At 51.1% G+C, this 17,219-nt stretch carries 17 protein-coding genes and 2 pseudogenes; 6 read left to right on the forward strand and 13 right to left on the reverse strand.

What is annotated here, in order from left to right; all coding sequences use genetic code 11:
* From ACOI06_RS13970 to ACOI06_RS13985, 4 genes are all read right to left on the reverse strand, one after another.
* A partial coding sequence (locus ACOI06_RS13970) for an IS1380 family transposase (RefSeq protein WP_420663213.1) occupies nucleotides 1-888 on the reverse strand: 888 nt, incomplete at its 3' end.
* 210 nt (nucleotides 889-1,098) lie between these two features.
* Nucleotides 1,099-2,166, reverse strand: a complete 1,068-nt coding sequence (locus ACOI06_RS13975; protein ID WP_420663214.1) for a response regulator — start codon at nucleotides 2,164-2,166, stop codon at nucleotides 1,099-1,101.
* A complete protein-coding gene (locus ACOI06_RS13980) occupies nucleotides 2,163-3,584 on the reverse strand; it encodes a sensor histidine kinase (protein WP_420663215.1) in 1,422 nt (473 codons plus the stop codon). The genes ACOI06_RS13975 and ACOI06_RS13980 overlap by 4 nt, the downstream gene beginning before the upstream one ends.
* 9 nt (nucleotides 3,585-3,593) lie before the next feature.
* Entirely contained in the window at nucleotides 3,594-4,070 is a 477-nt protein-coding gene (locus ACOI06_RS13985) for a molybdopterin-dependent oxidoreductase (protein WP_420663216.1), read from the reverse strand.
* Between the two features lie 774 nt (nucleotides 4,071-4,844).
* Between ACOI06_RS13985 and ACOI06_RS13990 the strand changes: the two genes are divergently transcribed.
* From ACOI06_RS13990 to ACOI06_RS14005, 4 genes are all read left to right on the forward strand, one after another.
* Entirely contained in the window at nucleotides 4,845-5,390 is a 546-nt protein-coding gene (locus ACOI06_RS13990) for a hypothetical protein (RefSeq protein WP_420663217.1), read from the forward strand.
* Between the two features lie 582 nt (nucleotides 5,391-5,972).
* Nucleotides 5,973-8,006, forward strand: coding sequence for a vWA domain-containing protein (locus ACOI06_RS13995; protein ID WP_420663218.1), 2,034 nt, complete (start codon nucleotides 5,973-5,975; stop codon nucleotides 8,004-8,006).
* Nucleotides 8,006-8,836 (forward strand): hypothetical protein, encoded by an 831-nt coding sequence (locus ACOI06_RS14000; protein ID WP_420663219.1) that lies wholly within the window; start codon nucleotides 8,006-8,008, stop codon nucleotides 8,834-8,836. The genes ACOI06_RS13995 and ACOI06_RS14000 overlap by 1 nt, the downstream gene beginning before the upstream one ends.
* Before the next feature lie 41 nt (nucleotides 8,837-8,877).
* Nucleotides 8,878-9,030, forward strand: coding sequence for a hypothetical protein (locus ACOI06_RS14005; protein WP_420663220.1), 153 nt, complete (start codon nucleotides 8,878-8,880; stop codon nucleotides 9,028-9,030).
* Nucleotides 9,031-9,131: 101 nt separating this feature from the next.
* Here ACOI06_RS14005 and ACOI06_RS14010 read toward each other — a convergent pair whose 3' ends face one another.
* The 3 genes from ACOI06_RS14010 to ACOI06_RS14020 form a co-directional block, all read right to left on the reverse strand.
* Nucleotides 9,132-9,479 carry a transposase gene (locus ACOI06_RS14010; RefSeq protein ID WP_420663229.1) on the reverse strand — a complete coding sequence of 116 codons (348 nt, stop codon included), beginning with the start codon at nucleotides 9,477-9,479 and terminating at the stop codon, nucleotides 9,132-9,134.
* Nucleotides 9,480-9,984: 505 nt separating this feature from the next.
* Nucleotides 9,985-10,305 carry a branched-chain amino acid transporter permease gene (locus ACOI06_RS14015; protein ID WP_420663221.1) on the reverse strand — a complete coding sequence of 107 codons (321 nt, stop codon included), beginning with the start codon at nucleotides 10,303-10,305 and terminating at the stop codon, nucleotides 9,985-9,987.
* The gene (locus ACOI06_RS14020) at nucleotides 10,302-10,991 is read right to left on the reverse strand and encodes an AzlC family ABC transporter permease (RefSeq protein WP_420663222.1); all 690 of its coding nucleotides are present in this window, start codon (nucleotides 10,989-10,991) and stop codon (nucleotides 10,302-10,304) included. Before ACOI06_RS14020 ends, ACOI06_RS14015 begins: the two co-directional genes overlap by 4 nt.
* Before the next feature lie 80 nt (nucleotides 10,992-11,071).
* Here ACOI06_RS14020 and ACOI06_RS14025 point away from each other — a divergent pair, with 80 nt between their 5' ends.
* A complete protein-coding gene (locus ACOI06_RS14025; RefSeq protein WP_420663223.1) occupies nucleotides 11,072-11,449 on the forward strand; it encodes a hypothetical protein in 378 nt (125 codons plus the stop codon).
* 32 nt (nucleotides 11,450-11,481) lie between these two features.
* Here the strand turns inward: ACOI06_RS14025 and ACOI06_RS14030 are convergent, their stop codons facing one another.
* The 3 genes from ACOI06_RS14030 to ACOI06_RS14040 all read right to left on the reverse strand — a co-directional run bounded on the left by ACOI06_RS14030 (nucleotide 11,482) and on the right by ACOI06_RS14040 (nucleotide 14,029).
* Entirely contained in the window at nucleotides 11,482-12,231 is a 750-nt protein-coding gene (locus ACOI06_RS14030) for a sulfite exporter TauE/SafE family protein (protein ID WP_420663224.1), read from the reverse strand.
* 3 nt (nucleotides 12,232-12,234) lie between these two features.
* Nucleotides 12,235-13,380 carry a M20 family metallopeptidase gene (locus ACOI06_RS14035; RefSeq protein WP_420663225.1) on the reverse strand — a complete coding sequence of 382 codons (1,146 nt, stop codon included), beginning with the start codon at nucleotides 13,378-13,380 and terminating at the stop codon, nucleotides 12,235-12,237.
* 424 nt (nucleotides 13,381-13,804) lie between these two features.
* Nucleotides 13,805-14,029, reverse strand: a complete 225-nt coding sequence (locus ACOI06_RS14040; RefSeq protein ID WP_420663226.1) for a hypothetical protein — start codon at nucleotides 14,027-14,029, stop codon at nucleotides 13,805-13,807.
* A 182-nt stretch (nucleotides 14,030-14,211) separates the two neighbouring features.
* Here ACOI06_RS14040 and ACOI06_RS14045 point away from each other — a divergent pair, with 182 nt between their 5' ends.
* Complete coding sequence (locus ACOI06_RS14045; RefSeq protein ID WP_420663227.1) at nucleotides 14,212-14,658, forward strand: transposase; 447 nt, start codon at nucleotides 14,212-14,214, stop codon at nucleotides 14,656-14,658.
* 1 nt (nucleotide 14,659) lies between these two features.
* On the opposite strand, the pseudogene ltrA reads toward ACOI06_RS14045, so the two are convergent.
* The 3 genes and pseudogenes from ltrA to ACOI06_RS14060 form a co-directional block, all read right to left on the reverse strand.
* Nucleotides 14,660-15,760 (reverse strand): annotated as a pseudogene (ltrA, locus tag ACOI06_RS14050) (group II intron reverse transcriptase/maturase); the annotation flags it as partial.
* A gap of 666 nt (nucleotides 15,761-16,426) precedes the next feature.
* A pseudogene (locus ACOI06_RS14055) lies at nucleotides 16,427-16,804 on the reverse strand (IS3 family transposase); the annotation flags it as partial.
* 11 nt (nucleotides 16,805-16,815) lie between these two features.
* Nucleotides 16,816-17,219: transposase (locus tag ACOI06_RS14060; RefSeq protein WP_420663228.1), on the reverse strand; the 404-nt coding region annotated here is incomplete at its 5' end.

Here is a 17,219-nt window from a genome sequence, read left to right on the forward strand (position 1 = left end):
GTATCTTGGATTATTGCCTTGATGACCATATTCCAGACGTGTAATGACACGGCGCTCTTTTTTCCAAGCCCGAGCGCCATAGGTCAACTCGTAGATCGCACGTTGCTTACAGCCTGTGTGTTGGTGACGAATTTTTAACCTTCGCTCCCAATGGCTCACAGCCTCTTGTAGCCGAGCATTGCGAGCCAGACTGATGACGTAATGCACTTGATTGCGCTCACACCAATTGATCAGTAATTGCCGGCAGAAACCGGAATCCCCTCGCGCAATGATTTGTACATCAGACCATTGCTGACGCAAACGGGTGACCAGTAGTTTGATGATAGCAGCTGCATGCTTGGCCCCATCGATGCGACTGTTTCTAAGCACACAAGTCAGGAGTGCATCACCACAATAAATATACAAAGGCAAATAGCAGTAGTGATCGTAGTATCCGTGAAACTGTCGCATTTCCTGATTCCCATGCAAGGGAATATCAGATGCATCAATATCCAGAATCAACTGATTTGGGCGTTGGGTGAAAGAAGCGATGAACTGCTCTACCAGCACCTGATTCAAAGCAATGATCTCCTCACGGGTCACGCTGGCTTCAAAGCGGCATAGCGTTGGACTACTGGCCAATTGCTCCATTCGACCAACCGCAGTTTGTATCAGAGGATCATTGCGAAGCTGATCATGATCGTTGAAGTCCTCATGAGCTTGGGCCAGCGCATACAGGCGCTGCGCGACTAAATCTTGATGGGTGTGCGTAATGCGAGTGGGATCCCGATGATCGTGAAGTGCGCCTGCAATTGCAGCCGATAGACCGATGCGTTGATCGACCTGACGTAGCAGTATGGCACCACCATCAGAACTCAGGGCGCCTCCTTGAAAATCGGCTTCAATCACGAGTCTTTGTAGACGACCAAAGTCGAGTTTATTTACGGTAAAAATGACTGCGCCGATCCTATTTGTGGTGAAATTTGCGGGCTAAACTCGAGGGCTGGCTTCAACTCATGATGTCTGCCCTAAAAAACCGGTGTCCGCGCGCATAGTGTCTGTTGACTATCGGGGCGAAACTTCACGGAAAAGACGCTGTGCCCATAGACGGGCTGGACACTAATGGCGATCGACGCTGGCGGGAAGTGTTAATAACAGAGCAATGAGATCGGCCTGCCGATTGGTCTGAGTTTTTTGGAAGATATTGCGTTTGTGAAAGGCCACAGTGGTCAGGGTAATCTCAAAAGCCTCCGCGATTTGTTCTGGTCTCAGGCCTTGGGCGAATGCCCAAGCAATGCGTCCTTCTGCCGGTGTCAGCTTGAAAAGCGTCTCCAGTGCCTTTAATGGCGCTGGCTCGTTGCGGTCGCCCGCCGAGATGAACAGCGCGGCGGCAGGGTCCTGCTCCACGACCGGACAATCGAGTGCGCAGATGGTGATGATCAGATCGCGCTGTGCATTGCGACGGGGTAAAGACAAGAATTCAATGTATTCCTGGCCTTGCAGGGCCGCTTCGATGGCAGCGCGTACGCGTGACGAGGCAGTCAGCGCTGGGGGCAAACCGCCAGTGTTCTCAGGATTCAGCGCGGGATCGGCACAGTCCTGCAATAAGCGCTGGGCAGAAACGTTGGCAAACACTGTCCGACGTTGATCGTCTAACAGCACGATGCCTGCTGTGATCATATTAAACATTCGCACCAAGTGCCTGAAAGCCAACCCGTCGGATGAAGGTGACAGTCGGGTAGAGCGGCTTGTGGGTGCTGTGGCGCGGGCGTTTGATTGCTGGATTCGTTGCAACTGACGAAGGCGCGCTGCGATGGTCGCGAGCATCAGGTCAAAGTTCACGGGCTTGACGAGATAGTCATCTGCGCCGGCGTGTTTGCCTTGAGTGATCTGGCCAGATCCGTCCTGCGCGCTCAAGAACACAAAAGGTACGTTGACCAGGTCTTCACGGGTCTGTCTGACTGATTGCAGTAGCTCGTAGCCGTCCATCACAGGCATAGCGATATCGCAGAGAATGAGATCGGGACGGAAGTTGCACAGCTGTTCCAGGGCTTGTTTGCCATTGGCCGCCTGCTGGACAACGTAACCTGCGTCGCGCAGCTCGGCTGCGATGATGTCGCGCATGTCTTCATCGTCCTCGACCCACAGGATATTTGACTGTAAATTGGTAGTTAGACTATTGGTCACAGATGTTCTCCGTTGATCAATGTTGACGCTGGCTCTGACCGACGGTTCTGCAACTGATGAGTATGGCTCAGGCTGCAGGGCAGACGCAGTGTAAAGCAAGCGCCCTGACCAAGCTCGGAACTGACCAGAATTTCGCCGTTCTGCAAAGTGGCCAGCGTCATGGCGATATGCAGCCCAATGCCCGTACCCATGATGTTGGTTGCATCAGGCGCCCGAAAGTACCGTTTGAATATATGCGGCAGATCGTGAGCAGCGATGCCTTGACCCTTGTCGCATACTTCGCAGCATAGCCAATCCGTCTGCCGCCTCACGTGTACAGCAATATCGGTCTCTTTGTCGGAATATTTGAGTGCGTTGGAGAGCAGGTTGCTCAAGATCTGTACGGTCAGAACGGGATCACACAGCGCAGTCGAGCTACCTTCTGTTTCGTCAACAATCGATATATGCCGATCAGGCGCGATGGTGCGGTATTCGGACACTGCCTGGTGCGCCAATTCCGTGAGTTGACAAGACTGTACGGCCACCTCCAGTTGCTCCATGAAACGATCGGCTTGCAAGATGTTTTCGATGAGCTGATCCAGCCGCTGAGTTGCTTGTCTGGCTTTGCCCGCGCGATGATGAATTTCTTCTTTTGTCATGCGGTCGCTGGCCCGTATCAGTCGTTGCATGGTGGCATCGATGATGGCAAGCGGGGTTCGAAATTGATGGGATACCATAGATCCGAAGCTGCGATATAGTTCGCTGATCTTGCGCTCGTTTTCTAGCTGTTTTTGTAGCTCTGTGCTCCGCAATCGAATCTGTTCGCTGTCTCGTGCTTTCTTGAGTGCCCACATCAGTTGGGTTGATATGACGACACTGCATATCCAAATTCCAATCATCAGAAAAAAAATCGTCAGCATCGCGTTGCGATAGCGATCGAGACGCGCGCCCGCTGCTTCCCATTCTGTGATCATGGCTTGGCCAGAAGCACGTTGCAATAAGTCGTTGAAAGTATGTAGAACTTGGCGGGTAGATTCATAGTCTGACGGATCAATGTTTCCCTGTTCGAAGCGTGGGCCAAGTTGTCGGGTGAGGCGGGCTTGCTCGAGCAGGGGCTCGGCCTGACCCATAGCTTGCAGAGCGCGCTGCTGAGGGCCGTCGCTTAGGATGTCGATACGGCTTAACAGCATTTGGTAACGGTGTGTCAGATTGCTGTCCTCATGAGGAGCGATCAGGCTTTGCTGGACGGCATTGGTGAACAATAGGCTCTCCACATGCGTCTGATAGATGACCCAGGTCATGTTGGCGCTAGCGTTGTTGCGCATGTCGCGTTGAATGCCTGTGAGTCGGTACAGTGTGACCGCCAGCAGCATGACCAGCACGATGATCGCTATTAAAGGTAGCAGATATCTCCACACGGTGGCTCGCGTCAGGCTCATCGTTCTTAGCTATTTCACCGTGAGCCGGTTCAGTTGCCAGGCCCATCGATAGTCATAGCGTATGTCTTGCAGTTGACGCCATTGGTCGCGAGGGTAAACGATCCAGAGAGGACCTTTACCTGAAGGCAGCAATTGCGTTGCGTCCATATGGGAAGCTAACACAACGTCATAATCGTAAAAGTCGCTCATCGGAATGTCGACACTGTAGTTGTTAAGTGTCCTGGCTTGCACCGTGGTGCCGATTGCACCGACCAGTTCCAGAAGATCTCGCATCAGGACCCCTTCGAAGTGCTTGACGCCGTCAGTGACGACCGTGTTCGTGTGCAAGCTGTGAGCAGGCAAGCTGCGTATGGCATTTAGATCGAGGTGTGCCGCTTCATCGCGATTGGTGCGTGTGATTGCCCCATCGATGACGAGCAGGACCTCGTCGACAGGCTGCGGCAATCGTGTGATTGTGGTAGGGTCGAAGGCGAAGACTGGGCGCATGCCTGCGATAGCTAGAATAAAAAGTAAGCTTGTCGCCGGCAGCCGCCGCCACCATCGCGTCATGGTGTATTGCATGTGCGCCTCACTACAGATCATATTCAATGTACCTTAAGCTTTTGCCTTGTCAAGGCTTGGCCAGCATCTGGTGTGCAAATCGATGCTTGAGGTTGCCCCTCAACAACGCCGCTCAGAACGCCAAGGATGTTGTAAGCAAGACGTTTGAAATGTCTGAATTCACAAAACGTGTGCAATACAGATCGGAATTTAAAATAGGCTGCATCCGATGTGCAAAGTATTTGGGATCGATGAGCTGTGGGGTTGTCTGTTTGGGCAACGATTGGCGCATAGTCAACCAACTCAGCGTCTCTCAGATCCGTGTTGGAGAAAGCGCGTGTTCGAACGTTCATGCACGCGCGTGATGACAGTGGACAGGGCTCACGACTTGGCGGTTGCGTCTAATCGCTTGCTTTGTCCATTCCACTCAACCAGATCTGAGCGGGGGATATCACCGATCGGCTGACAATGATCGCATAACCGCTGGCGCTAAAAATTGCGAAAAGCTGGGGGAATATCAGTTCAGCACTGACCCATCAGGATGGTCTGGCTTGATCTTGTTGCGCACGACGAAGTTTGGGCGTTGATGCGTGGCTGATCCTGTCCGTACGGACGGTGTGCGGTTCCCGGGTACAGATTACGATAAGAGACTATCGTACAATGCCTCATGCAGGGTCCGCTCTGCTGGCTGGTTCTAATTCAAATTTCAATATCGAGCTTATGAAAATCTTTCGCGGACTCTGCACCAGTTTGATCTTGATGCTTTGTAGTGGGTTGTCATCCATGGCTTATGCCAATCCGCTAACCCCACAACAAGTTGAACGTTTTATTGCTGCGATGCCAGAGTTGGTGGCGCTTGGGGAAAAGTATCAGGATGCTAGGCGTCGTCACATCGACCCGACCAGACCACTGAGCTCCAGCCTCGCGCAGATGCAAGGCAAAGGGCCTGAATACGCCGATTTGAGTCAGCTGGCCGCGCGCCATGGCTTCGATAACGTCGAACAGTTTGCCGACGTGGGCGACCGCACGACTCAGGCTTATATGTCCTCGTCCATCAATATGTCGCCTAAAGAGCTCGATGCCTTGTATCAACAGGGTGTTGCGAACATCAAAAAAGACAACGCCTTGAGTGCTGAACAAAAAGAGCTAATACTGGGTCGTATGGAAAAAAGCCATCAACGTAACGTCGAGGCCAGAAAAAAGGCAGAGCAAGACCGTGCTGCATTGCAGCCGCACATGGAGGCACTCAAGAAGCTATTTGAATAGGCTGTCGCGTCGATGGGTGGCAACGATATGCATTTCTAACATTTGTCAGAAGCAATCATGCCATAGGACTCTAAACAATCTCAGCGCGGTGTTGCAGCCTAGGTTCTGGTTTCGTGTGTCCCGTCGAAACTCCAGTGATGAAACGCTGGAATACGCTGATGTCGCTGGTTTCATGAATATTACTTCGGCACAGATACAAAGTGATAATAGCCTGCTGGATTTCATGAGCCGTGGGCAATCGCAAGTTGGTGACCCTTTTTATCTGCCTGGGATCGAAAAGCTTTTGCAGGGCGGATCCAAGTTCGATAAATAGAGTCGTTAAACCGCAGGGCCTCTAACACATCCTGCGTCTCGTATGTTCCCCTCCAAATGAAGGGGGCGCTTTCATTGTTTTACCGTTAGACTGTATTCGCTTGACATAGAGTAGGGAAACAGATGTGACACTTCGGCGTTGGCGGCGCATTAGACGATGAAAACTTTCAAGCTCACGAACGATGTGGGGGTAATGAGCGGATTGGGCATCGCATGCTTGAGACAGGACTGACGGCAGACATGATGCAGTTTCCACAGCAGGAGAAAATAATGAGCATTCTAAAGGCGGTGCTGGTTGCGGCCACGGTCACCGCAATACCTCTTTCAGCAGCCTCGGCGGCTGAGGACGTGATGATCGTCTATGACGCTTCGGGCTCTATGTGGGGCCAAATCGATGGTGTGAGCAAAATCGAGATTGCTCGTGAGGTGATGGCCGATCTGGTCGAAGGTTGGCCAGATGATGCAAACTTGGGTCTTGTTGCCTACGGGCATCGCTCGCAGGGCGACTGTACTGATATTGAGACCTTGATTGAACCTGGGCCGATTGACCGGGCGCATTTTATCAAAACAGTCAGAGATATCCGTCCGAGAGGTAAAACCCCAATCTCCGCCGCTGTTCAACATGCGGCCGATGTGTTGTCTTACCGAGATAATCCAGCCACCGTGGTTCTTATCTCTGATGGTCTGGAAACTTGTCAGGCAGACCCTTGCGCACTGGCTGGGCAATTGGCGCGACAGGGCGTGAAATTTACTACCCATGTCGTGGGCTTCGATCTCAAGGACGACGCCCATGAAAATCTAGCTTGCATCGCCAAGAACACGGGCGGCATTTTTGTTCCGGCTCAAAACGCGCAAGAATTGAAGGCGGCACTGGCGCAAGTTCAGTCGGTGTTGGATCTGCAACCCATGACGCTGGCTGCGGCTGCACCCGAGCCGGAACCGGAACCACAAGCAATCGAAGCAACCGTGGAGCTTAACGCGCCCGCGCAGGTAACAGCTGGCTCGGGCTTCAATGTCTCATGGTCGTCCTCGGTTCATCCACAAGACTATGTCACCATTGTACCTGTGGGTGCGAACGAGGGGACGTATACCAATTATCAGCGCGTGCGTGAAGGCACTGAAAACCAGTTGACCGCGCCTTCCGACCCCGGTCTGTATGAAGTGCGCTATGTCTTGCAAGAAGGCAGTCGCACCTTGGCTTCTGCCCCTGTTGAGGTGGTGGCGGCTGATGTTGGCATCACTGCGCCGCCCCAAGTGACAGCCGGGTCGAGTTTCAAAGTGTCTTGGTCGTCCTCGGTTCATCCACAAGACTATGTCACCATTGTACCTGTGGGTGCGAACGAGGGGACGTATACCAATTATCAGCGCGTGCGTGAAGGCACTGAAAATCAGCTGACCGCGCCTTCCGACCCCGGTCTGTACGAAGTGCGCTATGTCTTGCAAGAAGGCAGTCGCACCTTGGCTTCTGCCCCTGTTGAGGTGGTGGCGGCTGACGTGGGTATCACTGCGCCGCCCCAAGTGACAGCCGGGTCGAGTTTCAAAGTGTCTTGGTCGTCCTCGGTTCATCCACAAGACTATGTCACCATTGTACCTGTGGGTGCGAACGAGGGGACGTATACCAATTATCAGCGCGTGCGTGAAGGCACTGAAAACCAGTTGACCGCGCCTTCCGACCCCGGTCTGTATGAAGTGCGCTATGTCTTGCAAGAAGGCAGTCGCACCTTGGCTTCTGCCCCCGTGGAAGTGGTCGAGGCGCAAGTGACGGTGAGCGGTCCGGCCGTGGTGCGCGCAGGCACTAAACTGCGGGTTAACTGGTCTGCATCGATCCATCCACGAGACTATGTCACCATCGTGCCCGTGGGCACTGCTGAGGGCAAGTATGGCGATTACATCACTGTTCAGGATAGGCGTGAGGGAGAGCTGAACACGCCAACTACAACGGGTCTGTATGAGATCCGCTACATACTGCAGGAAGGAAAACGGACGCTGGCTAGACATCCATTCGAAGTCGTGGCGAAAGATGCGCCGCTGGATGATGGTGCCGGGCTTTCCGCGCCGGCGCAGGCAAGTGCTGGTCAACTCATCACCGTGTCATGGACCGGCGGCAGCGATAGCACCGACCAACGCATTGCGTTGGCTCGCGCCGATCAAGCAGATTTCAGCTGGATTGTGGCGCATAAGGCCGTGGGAGCGCAGTCTCTGGAATTGACAATGCCGCAAGAGCCAGGTACTTACGAAGTTCGTTATCTCGACGTCAGCGGCCGTAAGGTGCTTGGTCGTGCCATCGTGGAGGTGAAGTCATGATGATGAGCAACAGGTCCATCAGTCGAATCAAGTTGGTGCTGACCGCCACCGTCCTGACGGTTCTTGCAACGTCGGCAAGGGCTGAGATCGACGGACACGGCCCAGACGGATGGCGAGTCACTGGTATCGGGACTCACGATGTGCTTAATGCCCGCATGGGGCCTGGCACTGCCTATCCGGTCATTGAGTCCTTCGCTCACAATGAACGCGATATGCAACAAATTACCTGTGTGCCTTTTTATACTGCCGCCCACTATACTGCTATGACGGAAACGCAGATCAAAGCACTGCCGCCACGTTGGTGTTTGATGCGCAATAAGGCAATGACTAAGGCCGGCTGGGTGGCGCAGCGCTTCATCACGCCTGAGGGCGAGGACACCAGTGCGACTCCACCTTTGCAGCAGTCATCGCAGCCACTGAAACATGAGCCTTACGCGGGGAATGCTGAGATTGATCCTATCGCCCAGGCACAGGATCTTGTGCGTGAGGTTTACGAACGTCAGTTCCAATCAGAGAACAGCCAGATGCCGAGTGCATTCGATCCGGCGGTGGCCAGGAACTATTTCACTGATGACATCGTGGCCTGGCTAGCCTCGGGAAACGTTGGCGCGCATCCACTTTATGGCGCTCAGGATTTCGACGGTACGATTGAAGAACCCATGCCAGATCCTCATGAGCCGATGTTGCGTGGCATGATCACTATGAATGTTGATTTCACCAACTTCGGCAAGAAGCAGCGCGTGGTCTTTTATCTGCGTGCGGATACGACAAAGCCCGGTGCCCCACTGCGTATTTTTCGTGTCGAACACGAAGGATGGTCGTACCCATAGTATTCGCAGTCGTTTGCCACTATTTCTTCCAGTACGAGGTCATGGCGGAAATTCGGGCAGAACGGTCAGTGGGGTGGGTAGGGTCTGAATCGGTGATGCTTCGTGCCAGAATTAACCAGTTGGCGCTGAAAAATGTGTTTTTAGAAGGCACGCTCACTGTGGTTGCCGCTCAACAACGTGGCTCTCAATTGTAGTTGCATCTGCAGAAAGATGCTTGGAACTAAGCGCTCCCCACTCCTTCAACGGCGTGGATATAGCCCCTAAACTACTGTAATTTCTGACGGAATGACGGCAGTCACCGCGACGCTCTAGTAGGTTGGAGTTTGCTAAAAAAACCACTACGAAGAGCAAAACGATGACTGATTTCAAGATTAACGTTCGGGAAAATGGCTGTTTGTATTAACGGGTCTGTGCGCAGCAGGTCATGATCATTGAGATCTTCATATCCCAGCGTCAATCCATACAGGCGCTGACCCACCAAATTGGCCAATGAGTGGGTGATTCGATCGGGGGCGCGCAGTTCGCACAACACGTCTGCGGCTGAGATTTCGACCTTCTGGTCGACATGACGCAACAGCAATGCACCACCATCAGAACTCAGTGGGCCATCGGCAAAATCGGCTTCGATGACTCGACATCCCAGATGGCCGAAAAGTGTTTGTCAACGGTACAATGTGACATCGGCGCAGTCACCCGAAGTTATTGTTTAATATTTTGATTTTACGGGGAAAATTACTTCGTAAGCCCTATTTGTGGTGAGGTTTGCAAGCTAGGGATGGCTACGTAAATCTGAAGGATGACGTCCAAGGTGAGTTGCCAACATTCGAGGATTCGATGAATCGGTTCGCGTACTTGTATAGTTTGTTGCCCTGGGCTTGATGTGCCAGTATTTACACCACGGTTCGAATTTAAAGTAAAGCCACATATCACCGAACGATCAGCACTCTACCTGATGATGCGAGCCCGTTCACGATTGAAAAAGTCGTCAGCTTTTCAACAAGGTCAAAGGCAATTGAAAAAAGTCATTTGGTTTTAGTAAACAAGTGACTCAAATCAAGTTGGCACGTTCTAGAGCTGACTTATTGGTTATGGTTTTTTTTTATAAACAAGGGTTTGCGTGGATTTAAACGTGCAGCCAAATCTGAAGCTTAGGGTATTGATCGTAGTAACACATAAAGGACAGTTCCTGCCAAAATGCTCAGCAGAGGTTGCCGTGTGCGTAGCTGAAAAACGATGACAACAACTGCAGCTAACAGTTCTTGCCAAATGTTGTGTGAGTTGTTTAACGATTGACCATATAGAGCGTCGAGTAGCAGTAAGCACATAATCGCCAAGGGTAAATTATCCCCAAGCTTTTTAACAAACACATGCTGTCGCAGGAATTTGCCTGCCATAAATGGCAAGGCACGCAAAACGAATGTCACCAGACCCATGGCGACAACGGTTATGAAGAGGTATTGCGTATTCATGCGTGGGTATCCTGGAGTGTTTGAGGCCGCAAAATGCTTATGAATAAACTGATTGCAATAGCTAATAATAGGGCATGGCTTGGCATTATAAAAATAGCCACAAGATAGGCGATGATCGCAATCCAGATCGGAGTGAAGTCGCGGTTTGCTCGCCATTGTTCAACGGCCAGGACAGCAAACAAGGCAGCCAATACAAAATCCATGCCGGCAATGTCCAATTTGGCTTGTGCGCCTAAAATGATGCCAATGAGTGTGCCGAGAACCCACCAACTTTGATTTAAAAAAGCCAGGAGCGTCATTTTTTGTGTCCTGACCTCAGGCGGTAAGGCCGTTAGAACAGAGTAGGTTTCATCCGTTAGGGCAAACATACAGTAGCTGCGTTGCCACCATTTTTTAGGCAAAGTATTCAAGAGCGATAAACCGTAAAAAATGTGACGCAAATTAATGATGAATGTCGCCAATGCGATTGTGCCGACGGATAATTCCGCGACAAGCATCGGAATCATCATATATTGTGCTGCGCCCGCATAAATCCAGAGGCTCGCGAAAATCGCAAGCCACCAAGGACCTTCTGCTTGAATAAATAAAAAACCAAAGACAGCGCCTAACGGGATATAGCCCATAGCAACAGGTGTGGTGAGATTTAATAGGGACGGTGATGGATGAGTCGTTTTAGATCGAGGCATGACGCACAAAGGAAGATGTTGGTTCTGGGCGAAGATTAAATCATAGGTTATGTGAGTTGTCCTTAGGCTCAGTGTTATTGATGCAATTGATTCTCATTATAGTTGTTATATTGACTCGTCACTCAATTCCAGGCGCGAAACATTTTCGTATTTATAACGATGAGGATACGGGTGTTGTGGCCGTGAAGATCTGGTTACCTGCAAACTCAGACATTCCTGCACATGGACGAATCAAGGAGGGTAAAGCTGCGGCGGTCATGGTCCTTTCAGGAGATTTGGAATTAGGTATGGGAGATCAGTTTGATGCGAACAAATTAGTGCATACGCCTGTTGGCAGCGTGGTCATTTTGACACCAGGCAATGACACACATTATGGGCGTACAGGTCATACACCCGTTGAACTTTTGCAGATCGTGGGCGATGCAGATCAATTTGCTGTTCCTTTGAAAAATGATTAATAGTTTGATGCGCTAGGGCACTTTGGAGCTAATCATCGAATCATTCGACTGATCAGCTCCAAACCCAATAGACCTAAAAAAATAAGAAACCAGCGTCTAAACGTAAGAATGCTGATTCGGGCACGGATCAGGGTACCGACTTTCATACCCAGTAAAGCAGGAATAATCGCTAGGGTTGAAAGTGTGAGGTCTCCAGCATTGAACTGACCGCCCATAGTCAAGCCAGCTGCGAGCGCAATGGTTGAAATCGTGAAAGACAGACCTAAAGCTTGAATCAAGTCATCCTTTTGTAGACCTAAAGCTTGAAGATAGGGGACAGCTGGAATCACAAAAACACCCGTGCTACCAGAAATGATGCCAGTGATTGCGCCAATGATCGGAGACAGAATGCCCTCCAAATGAGCGGCAATGGATAAGGGGCGCGCGAATAACCCATGCAGGGCATAAATCACCAGTGCTGATCCCAAGGCCGTGGTGGTCCAGGCTGTGTTGGCGTGCGTTAAAAGCCAAGTGCCCGCAAGCGTTCCTAAGAGAATGCAGACCATCATTAGCCATAACCGTCTGATTAGAATGCCTAAGCTAGGGCCACTCAGCAACTGCCAGACATTCGTCACGAATGAAGGAATAATCAATAAGGAAGCGGCAATGACGGGCGACATGAAGGCACCTAAAACACCCATGGAGAGTGTCGGTAAACCCATGCCAGTCACGCCTTTGACCAAGCCTGCCATAAAAAACGTAGCGACAATGACAAGCATGGGGATAGAAAAAAACTCAATCATGATTTAATCGAGTTGTGCGATCACGGCAGCTGCAATTTGCGCACGTGGCACAAATGTGTTGAGTTCTACATATTCTTCCTTGGTGTGCGTGTGACCGCCTACAGGTCCAGTCGCACAGACGGTTGCACAACCCATGCTCGATGTAATGCCAGAGTCCGCACAACCTCCTGCAAAAAACTCTTGAATATCGATTCCGATTTCTTTCGCTGTTTCTTGATAGAGATGAAAAAGAGCCATGGACTGTTCGGTTTTTTGCATGGGGCGAAATTCACCAATAATGCGCAGACTGGCGTGGGTGCCCCCGACATCGCAATGTTGAGTGATTGACTCAATTCGTTGAACGATGCGATCGCGATCCTCCAAATTGGTAATACGCAGATCCACACTACACTGAGCTTGTGGTGACACGGTGTTCACTGAGACACCACCTGAGACCAGGCCGATATTGACCGTAATGCCGCGATCTAAATCGGTGAGTGCACTTATTCGATTGATTTTTTTAGCCAATTCATGAATCGCACTAGCACCCTTGGTAAAGTTGGAGCCTGAGTGAGCAGCTTTGCCAGTGACTGTGATTTCCATAAAAACGCCGCCCCGACGTTCTGTGACGACTTGACCTTCCGGACGACCTGGTTCGGCATTAAGTACATAGGTGGCTTTGCGCGCATACGCTTCAATCACCGTTCGGGATGTGGGTGAACCAATTTCTTCATCGCAGGTAAATAAAGCGTACAGCGGATTGGGTGCGCCGCCCAGTTGTTTATAAGCTGCCACGATAAAGGCGTTCATGGCCACACCTGCTTTCATATCGGCCACACCAGGGCCATAACCCCGAAAGCCTTCAATAGAGAAAGGCCGTGTTTTTGCATCGCCTGTAGGGTGAACTGTGTCGCAGTGACCCATCAGGAGTACGGGTCGCTCATCACGGACTTGTCCGGGTAGTTGCACTGAAATGGCGTTTCTTTTGCCGTCGTGTGTGTGCCATTGCACCGGAATATCGTGACCATTAAAAAATTGTTCGAGTCGCTCAAAGACCAGCATGACGCCAGGTTGATCATAGCTATTGGAATCAATATTCACGAGATCGGCAGCTAATTGAATCAATTGTTTTTCTTGAGAGGCTAGCCATTCTTTAACTTGGTCTTTCATGCGTGTCTCCTGAAGCGCTTGTTTATTATTACTAAAACCACAATGGTGACAAGTTTGGCATACAAGCGAGGTTTTGCGCTGAGTTGGATTTGTGAAGAAAGGTTAAGTTTGTAAGCACGATCAGATTGGCAATCCCCATGGCGCGCATGGCTGAGCGTTTGAGTTTCCGGACATTGGCCACACACGTGGACAGGGTCACGTCACACCGCGGTAGGAAAGATATCGATGCCGCTTAATCAAAAAGCATGGCAGTCATTTCGTCTACAACAATACGAGCTTGATCCGGACGAGAAATCGTCCTGATGACTACCTGATAGTCGGGGGCCGTGATCTGGCCGGTCAGTGTGTTTTTGCCTAGCAAGTCATCCAGGCCACGGTTAATGCGACACAGTTCGATTGCATTCGACCAGGCTGCAATGTGTTGTTATGTAAATTGTCCGCTCAAAGTATGAGCATTGATTCGTTGAATTACTTTGTCTCGAAATTCGCCATGCCCATGTGTTGCTCTGGGATGGGCAATCCTAAAGCAGATAGCGTTTGCTGCTTTAAACTCCCAGTACTTGTCAGAAATAACTTCTTTATTTTGATAGCCTGAAAAATATTCATTGAAAAATTGTTTAATTAGTCGCCCCTGAATAATCAATAACATGTTGATTATTATGGATTAATTGAGCAAAAAATGATACAACAATTCCCAGTTTAGACTCTATTTGGACCTTTTTCTGGGAGTTTTGCGTTGAATGCTGACGATCCTTTTGATTTCTTCCGCGGGCGTTTAGATCAAATGATCGATTTACGCCACCCCCTAGCAGTATTATCTCAACGCATGCTTTGGCAAACTTTAGAAGCATCTTTTTAGAAGCCTTTGCTCGTAAAGCAAAGGCTTCTAAAAAAATTAAACAATTTGATATGTTTGGCGAAAGCATTCAGATTAAAGATGGTGGTATTTCTAAAGCTGGCAGACCCAGACTGCCACTTCGATTAATGATTGGTTTGCTGTATCTCAAACATTCGTTTGATGAAAGCGATGAGGGCGTCGTTGCGCGCTGGGCAGAAACACCAACCTGGCAGTACTTCTGTGGCATGGAGTATTTTGAGCATCGACTGCCCTGTGTCCCATCTCAACTGTCTCGGTTTCGGCAAGCGATTGGTGAAGAGGGTGTGGAGGAACTGCTGGCACAGACCATCAACACAGCCACTCAGATGAGTCTGATTGATCCAGAAGCCTTGACCGAAGTGATCGTTGACTCAACCGTGCAGCATAAGGCGATTGCTTGACCAGCCTCTGGGCAAAGCCCCGGCACTTCTCCCACGGAATCGTCGTCACAGGCCGCATAGTGCCGCGTGGCCCTCGCTTGCGGATGATTCGGTGACCCAGGAAGACGAAGCCGTCATTCACATGTGTAATATGGGTTTTCTCCATATTCAGCGTGAGCTTCAGTTCGCCTTCAAGGAACTCACGGCATGCTTCACGTACGGTCTCAGCATGTTCACGGGTTCCCTTGACTACGATCACAAAGTCATCAGCGTACCGGCAGTAGGCTACAGCAGGTTTCCACTGCCGATTTTCTCGCACAGCAATGGGCCGCTGCTTGAGAATGCCGAAGTTCCACGCCCACCGATCTTTGCGCACCTTCTTGTTCAGGTAGTTCCGTTCCATCCACGCATCAAATTCATGCAACATGATGTTGGACAACAGGGGTGAGATGACACCGCCCTGAGGAACACCTTCGCTCGAAGCGCGGAACAGATCACGATCAACGCAGCCCGCCTTGATGAATTTCCAGAGCAGGGCGAGGAAGCGCTGGTCGGCGATGCGCTTGCGGATTCCCTTCATCAGAAGACGATGATGAACAGTATCGAAGTAGCTGGCAAGGTCGCCCTCGATTACCCAGCGTCCGGCGACACTTTGTTCACCACTATCTTGCAGCTGAAGCTTCACCGTGCGAATCGCATGGTGTACGCTACGGGCCGGTCTGAAGCCATAGGAAGCCGGGTGGAAATCGCTCTCCCATATCGGCTCCATTGCCATCAGCATGGCCCGTTGCACGATCCGGTCCCGCAGGCTCGGAATGCCGAGCGGCCTGAGCTTGCCGTTCGCTTTCGGTATATACACGCGTCGTGCAGGCAGCGGACTGTACGAGCCCGCCAATAGCTCTTCGCGTATCGTCGCCAGTTCGTGCTGGAGATTCATTTCCAGCATACGTTTGTCAACACCATCAACGCCCGGCGTGCGTGCTCCGCTGGAGGCCAGCGTAATGCGAACCGCTTCGCTCAGCCAATCTTTGTCGGCAATCAGTCGTAGGAGTCGATCGAACTTGCGTTCTTTGTCCTCGGTTGACCATATCGCCAGTTTGTTTTGCATTTCACTGATTATCAAAGGTCTTCACCTCATTGTGGTCAATTAATCGGCCAAACAAACCACTTAAACTGCCCGCCTTCGCCATGTGGCTGGTTTTCCCAACCTCGGACTACTACGCGGGCTCCGCCAGCCTGCACATCATCGGGGGCACACTCCCTTAGCATTTGTGCAAGCCTTCCCCAGTTCACATGCTGGACTCAACACACGGGCGAGGCTGCCTGTCGCAGTCTTTATCCTTGCTTGTCGCAAGTCGTCGCAAACACCACGGTCTAGCTGCGCGCTCTCCGTAGTTCCCTGCTGATCAGCCTACTTGTCCAATCAGCATTCGTGTCGCTGGGCCATACCTGTACCCAGCTCCCGTTCGCGTCCTGCCCGTAAAGCGGTGTGGGCAGGGGTGACATTTCAACCCTCAGATGCGGTTTAACAGGTTCGTGTTCCTCAACCGTCCCATGCTCAGCCTAGAGACTTATCTTGGCGTAACCGCTTCGCCTCAAGCCCCGTTTCCCACGGACTACGTCACCTTGCCAGTGTCGGCAAGTCACCGCCGCTTCGGCTCACTTCCTCTCGCAGCAGAGGAAGGGCATGCCCCGGTACTGCAACGTCAACTCCTCCGGGGTCCTGCATTCCAAACATGCTCAAGCAGCTTCACCCCCATGCAGGCGGGCTACGCTGGCTGGGCGTACTATAAGTAATGTCGCCTACCCAGGCCACATTAGGCTTATTAACAGTAAAGTTTTGGTTCAGCAAGTTAGGGGCAATTGGCCATTGATGGTTTGAATCAGTGGTGTTCCTAAACTTACGCTTATGGCGACAGTGCAGGCCTTGTTTGCTAAGCGATCGGCCAACGGTACGTTCACTAATGTTCATGCCGTCGGCCTGAATATCAGCGGTTAAACACGGTGCACCTGCCCGGCCTTTATGGGTTTTAAAGGCCTTTTTAACGGCTTCATCAACTGCGCAAACAACCTGTTTGCGTGTTCGCCAGCGGTAAAAACCGCTGCGGCTGACTTGCAACGATTCGCACAGTGCCTTGATCCGATAATGCGTAATGTGTTCAGCCATGAACGTGTACCTTATCGACTTGGATTGTTGACAAAGTACACGTGCGCCTTTTTTATGATTTCATTGACCTCGCGCAGATGGGCGTTCTCTTTCTCAAGGTCTTTGATTCGCTGTTGGTCAGCATTCAAGTTACGGTTCGCGCCTTCCACCCCATTTTGGCGGGCTTGGCGCACCCATTTACTCAGTGTTGAGTAACCAACCCCTAAGTCAGATGAAAGTCGCTTGAGGCTAATTTCAGGGTGGGCTAATGCATACTCAATGCATTCTTGTTTCTTGTGGGAGCTATAACCGAAAGTAGTGTTTGAATGTCTTGTAAGGAGGCGGCATTTCTGGTTGATTGTTAGTGACGAAACCAAAATCACCAAGGAGAATGCCGCCATGAACAAGGTTACCAGTAATATTTTTGAAATAGAAC

This window comes from Orrella sp. 11846 (genome assembly GCF_048820935.1).
GTDB lineage: Bacteria > Pseudomonadota > Gammaproteobacteria > Burkholderiales > Burkholderiaceae_B > Algicoccus.

Coding starts and splice junctions, on each gene's coding strand:
- ACOI06_RS13980 (WP_420663215.1), bottom strand. CDS start 3,584: ATGAGCCTGACGCGAGCCACCGTGTGGAGATATCTGCTACCTTTAATA.
- ACOI06_RS13995 (WP_420663218.1), top strand. CDS start 5,973: ATGAGCATTCTAAAGGCGGTGCTGGTTGCGGCCACGGTCACCGCAATA.
- ACOI06_RS14040 (WP_420663226.1), bottom strand. CDS start 14,029: ATGTTATTGATTATTCAGGGGCGACTAATTAAACAATTTTTCAATGAA.
- ACOI06_RS13990 (WP_420663217.1), top strand. CDS start 4,845: ATGAAAATCTTTCGCGGACTCTGCACCAGTTTGATCTTGATGCTTTGT.
- ACOI06_RS14015 (WP_420663221.1), bottom strand. CDS start 10,305: ATGAATACGCAATACCTCTTCATAACCGTTGTCGCCATGGGTCTGGTG.
- ACOI06_RS14035 (WP_420663225.1), bottom strand. CDS start 13,380: ATGAAAGACCAAGTTAAAGAATGGCTAGCCTCTCAAGAAAAACAATTG.
- ACOI06_RS14020 (WP_420663222.1), bottom strand. CDS start 10,991: ATGCCTCGATCTAAAACGACTCATCCATCACCGTCCCTATTAAATCTC.
- ACOI06_RS14000 (WP_420663219.1), top strand. CDS start 8,006: ATGATGAGCAACAGGTCCATCAGTCGAATCAAGTTGGTGCTGACCGCC.
- ACOI06_RS14025 (WP_420663223.1), top strand. CDS start 11,072: ATGCAATTGATTCTCATTATAGTTGTTATATTGACTCGTCACTCAATT.
- ACOI06_RS13985 (WP_420663216.1), bottom strand. CDS start 4,070: ATGCGCCCAGTCTTCGCCTTCGACCCTACCACAATCACACGATTGCCG.
- ACOI06_RS14005 (WP_420663220.1), top strand. CDS start 8,878: ATGGCGGAAATTCGGGCAGAACGGTCAGTGGGGTGGGTAGGGTCTGAA.
- ACOI06_RS14030 (WP_420663224.1), bottom strand. CDS start 12,231: ATGATTGAGTTTTTTTCTATCCCCATGCTTGTCATTGTCGCTACGTTT.